This window comes from Nitrospira sp. BLG_2 (genome assembly GCF_049222245.1).
The window spans coordinates 1-4177 of record NZ_JBLYIG010000634.1; the positions used below are offsets into that span (position 1 = coordinate 1).

The 4177-nt window shown below is 56.1% G+C and carries 6 protein-coding genes; 2 read left to right on the top strand and 4 right to left on the bottom strand.

Going from position 1 to position 4177, the window contains the following annotated elements; genetic code table 11:
- Positions 1-260 (top strand): type II toxin-antitoxin system Phd/YefM family antitoxin (locus tag ACOSYY_RS16835; RefSeq protein WP_421663939.1); only part of this gene is annotated, 260 nt, incomplete at its 5' end.
- Positions 260-535, top strand: coding sequence for a type II toxin-antitoxin system RelE/ParE family toxin (locus ACOSYY_RS16840; protein WP_421663941.1), 276 nt, complete (start codon positions 260-262; stop codon positions 533-535). The genes ACOSYY_RS16835 and ACOSYY_RS16840, both read left to right, overlap by 1 nt.
- A 326-nt stretch (positions 536-861) precedes the next feature.
- On the opposite strand, the gene ACOSYY_RS16845 is transcribed toward ACOSYY_RS16840, so the two are convergent.
- The 4 genes from ACOSYY_RS16845 to ACOSYY_RS16860 form a co-directional block, all read right to left on the bottom strand.
- The gene (locus ACOSYY_RS16845; RefSeq protein WP_421663943.1) at positions 862-1287 is read right to left on the bottom strand and encodes a TonB-dependent receptor domain-containing protein; all 426 of its coding nucleotides are present in this window, start codon (positions 1285-1287) and stop codon (positions 862-864) included.
- A 229-nt stretch (positions 1288-1516) separates the two neighbouring features.
- Positions 1517-2329, bottom strand: coding sequence for a TonB family protein (locus ACOSYY_RS16850; protein ID WP_421663945.1), 813 nt, complete (start codon positions 2327-2329; stop codon positions 1517-1519).
- A gap of 103 nt (positions 2330-2432) precedes the next feature.
- On the bottom strand, positions 2433-2906 hold the full coding sequence (locus tag ACOSYY_RS16855) for a sigma factor (RefSeq protein ID WP_421663947.1): 474 nt from the start codon (positions 2904-2906) through the stop codon (positions 2433-2435).
- A gap of 137 nt (positions 2907-3043) precedes the next feature.
- The coding region (locus tag ACOSYY_RS16860) for a sulfotransferase (protein ID WP_421663948.1) at positions 3044-4177 on the bottom strand (1134 nt) is incomplete at its 5' end.

A 4177-nucleotide genomic window follows, 5' to 3' on the forward strand; every position in this document is an offset into this window, starting at 1 on the left:
GGACCATACCAGCCACCGAAATCAGACGCCGTGGAATTTCCGCGGTGGATAAGGCCCTGAAGCGGGGACCGGTACATGTGCTCCGAGATAACGGACCCGCGTATGTCATTATGGCTGAGGACCAATTTCGTGAATTGTCGGAAAGCTATCGCGCGTCGTACATCGCTCGAATTCGTCGGTCGCTGAAAGACGTGAAAGTAGGACGAATGCGCCGCGTAACTGCACGGTCGTTGATCGACGAGCTTGGTCTTGACGTCTAATGTACGCACTGGTGACGACCGGCCATTTTGATCGCCGGATCACCAAGTTCACACGAGCTCACCCGGAACTCAAGAAGCACCTTGCCAAAGCATTAAAGAATCTGGAAGCTGATCCGTTCACGCCGTCCCTCAAACTACATCCCCTCGTCGGAGCACTCGAAGGGCTTCATGCAGTCAGCGTCACCTATGCTTACCGCATCACCTTGACGCTTCGGATGACCAAGAAAGAAATCATGCTACTCGATATCGGTAGCCATGACGACGTGTATCGGTAACATCGTCGAGCTGATCCCGCCGGAGTATTTCTCAGCTGGAATCTGGAAACACGCATTTGAGACCGTGACCGACACCACGTCTTTTGCGGCTGACTCCATCAAAGGTAGTGCATTCGGTTCACGGTTAACGATCCGCGATTCACGCTCCCTCAGAACGTCATCCGCACCATGCCGATCACGTGCCGCGGCGCGCCGAAATGGTTATACCCAGAGTATGAGAACGGTTCTTCGACGTACCTACTATCAGCTATGTTGTTAAGATTGAGCTGCAAGCTAAGCCACTTGAGCGGCGCATAGATCGCAAAGATATCCGCTCGCGTGTACCTTTAGTAGGTGTCCTGTGGTGAAACTCCTAAAACCTCGCTGCGATAATAGACGACTGCTCCGAACTTCAGCCCTTTCGTCAAGAGCTCCGAGCAATCGTAGCTGCAAAAGACGCTGACAGTATGTTTTGGGGAATTATAGGCCTGCGACCCAACAGCAGCGGGAATCGTGCTCTGTGTGACTTCGGTCTCGAGAAATGTGTAGGCTACATTCATTTGTAGTTCGGGAAGCAGAGCGCCACGACCTTCGAACTCAAACCCCTGATTGCGTTGACTTTGGCCACCGACCACAAAGAGCGGATTGCTTGGATCAGGAGAGGCGATGTTATCGAGATCTGTCCGGAATAGCGCAGCGGTAAGACAGATCCGTTGCCCAAGCGGCTCCCACTTGGTGTCGAACTCTACAGTCTGACCAGTTGCGCACACCACAAAGGCGCAAAGACCGAAACGCATCCACGAGAGTGGGACGCGCAGCCTGCACGAACCTGATGTGGGACCGAGAAGAAAGGACACACTCTGAGGAGGAATGAAGGAACGGCCCCTCCCTTCTCGCATTGAGTTGAGATGGCGCGTCTATGGCGGGGATTTATCGATCATACGAGCCACGGAGATGTGGCGAAACGACCGGCTACCTGAACGTGTGCCTGTTGTCTGACTCCTACCCTTCCAAGCGATAACTGATGGGAACGAGAATGGTAATCTGCGATGTCTCCAATTGATATTTCAGCTTCAACGGAGAAGCTTTCTTCATTACCGTCAAGGCCTCCTCATCCAGCAAGGTATGTCCCGAGCTTTCCGCAATCTTCAGATCGCCCACCGTACCGTCCGCCTTGATAACCGCCTGCACGACGACGTTTCCCTCCCAGTGGTTGGTTTTTGCCAGCCCGGGGTACTGCTTGAACGCTTCGATCCGATTCCAAAGCATGTCACGAAGCCATCCATAATCCGCTTGGGTCTGGAGATATTGCACCTGCCGATGAAGGATAGTGCGGTATTGGATATTCGGCTCCTCTGGCTGTACCACCGCATACTGTTCCGCCACGGACTTGGCGCGCGCCATGATCGTCGCGGGGTCGGCATGATCTGCTCGAGCAATCAACTGCCGGGCTTCTTTCGACGGTACTGCGGCGGTTAAAGGTTGCATCTGCGGCGTCACGATCTCATGATCGGCATGCTGCACGGTTTGAAGTACCTCGGCAGAGTGTCGAAAATCAACCGATCGCTCGACTGAATGTGGCTGAGGAGGCAGCGGAGTGGCCGAGGACAACGGTATTGGTTCCGCTTTCCTTGGAGCTTCCACCATGGAGATGTCCCAGTGAAATGCGTCGCGATGGACCGATTTGCCGAGCTCCGACATACAGTACAGCACGCCGGATAATCCGATCAGGTGATACAGAACGGACGCCGTCCAACCGAGCGCGTGATGCCCGCCGCCATTACGGATCAGCCGATTAAACTTGATGGTGGTCATGACCGAATCCCTTTCCAGAAGGCCGCGATACGGGCGCGTTCGTTCACAACAGTGCACGTTCCAAGACTTCGCCCGACTCGTCGCATTCCATGTAAAAAGAACTTCATTCGCTCAGGACGATGACATTCCCGCCGAGAGAAGCCGATTGTGCCCGCGTGGCAGCCTTCACTGCCCGTAGAAATGCCTCGCGATCATGCACGCTGAACCGGCCGCTGATCTTTCGTTCGCTCAGTCGGGGATCGAGCACTCGTATCTCTCCCGGATGATAGCGTCCGATCTCTTGGACTACTTCGCCCAACGGACGTTCATCGAAGATCATTTCGTCCGTCGTCCAGGCGGTCTCGGCGGCGATATCGATCGCCGTTATTGCAGAGAGCCCGCCCTGCGCGCTGTATGAAATCCGTTCTCCCGCCGTTAACATTTGCTGTTGACTCTGCGTGAGCACGCGAAGAAACGCTTCCTGAGCGACATCCTGAGCCTGGTCACGCGACCGCAATTTAGCCGTCAGATATCTGACGAGCTCATCGTAATATTCTCGGAAGAGAGAGAAGCGTTCCGCTGCAATCTCGTTGGCCACGTGAAAACCCGCCCCTGCCATTGTCTGTGAATAGAGATGTGATATTGAGAAACGGTCTCAAGTATGAGGAAGCAAAAGAAAGAAAGTCAAGCCCTTCCTGAAGCGGAACTTGTGGGCAGTGGCGCCGAATTGTCCGGCTATAGGGCCTCTTCCAAGTCCGGTAAAAACTCCCGATAGCGTTTCCAGCGCCCGACAGATTTCGTATAGATCGGCTGTCGCACCTGCCAGCGGCTGGGAGTCTGCACCGCCCGCTCCTGTTGGTGAAATTGGAGGCAGCGGTCATCCCAGGGAGCTCCGAGAAAGTCGATGAGCCGCCTGGCCTGGCCCTCCAGATCCGCCACCACATCTTCGTACTGAACGTCGAGCATCTTGCGCGGCAGCACGGCATGCCAATGCGCCATCAGCCGCCGCTCTTGCGCGATAAAAAAGGCGAGATCGTCGAAGTCCGTGGCGTACCGCTGATCGGGATTGAAGTTTTCCATCCAGATCGAGAGCGCATTGTCACGTGCGTCTCTCCGGCAATGGATCACCCGGGCATTGGGAAACAGCAACGCGGCAAAGGCCATATGGAAATAGTTGAGCGGCTGTTTATCGCTGATACGGGGGCAATCGGGCGGCGCCTGACGCCGGAGTGCGCGCAAATAGTCATGCGCGAGCCATCGGCTGGCCATCTCCTCGAGCCGGACGGCGGCTTGCCACGGAGCCGTGTCATGTTCCGTCACGACGTGCCGGGCTAAGCGCGCGAGGTCCGGCAATTCACCGGCTCCGTGCATGAATGGATGCGCGGCCAATATTTGTTCGGTCAGCGTCGTGCCCGAGCGCGGTAGCCCCACAATGAACACCGGTTGATCGGTCCCGAGACCCATGTGGCGCCGCTCGCTGAAGAACTCCGGCGTGTAGGCGGCCATGATCGCATCGACGCGCGCCTTCAACCCCTCTCGATCTAACGGTCCAACACTGCTCCGTCTCGCCGCATTGGCTCGGGTGGCGGCGTGGGCCGCCTCTTTGTAAGAACCGCGTCGGTCGTAAAATTTTGCGAGCCCATACCCGATCAAGGCTTTGCCTTCCTTGGAATCACCTGACCGGTCAAGTATCTGCTCGACTTGCTCAAGCCATTCAAGGCCTTCGTCACCTTTGGCCAAAGCCAGATACTGTCCGAGCGCAAATGCATGGCCCGGTTGTTTCCGGAGAATCGCACGGTAGCAGCTCAACGCGGCCTCGGCCTGCCCGAGATCCTCCAGCGTCCGGCCGAGATCGACCCAATTGTTTAT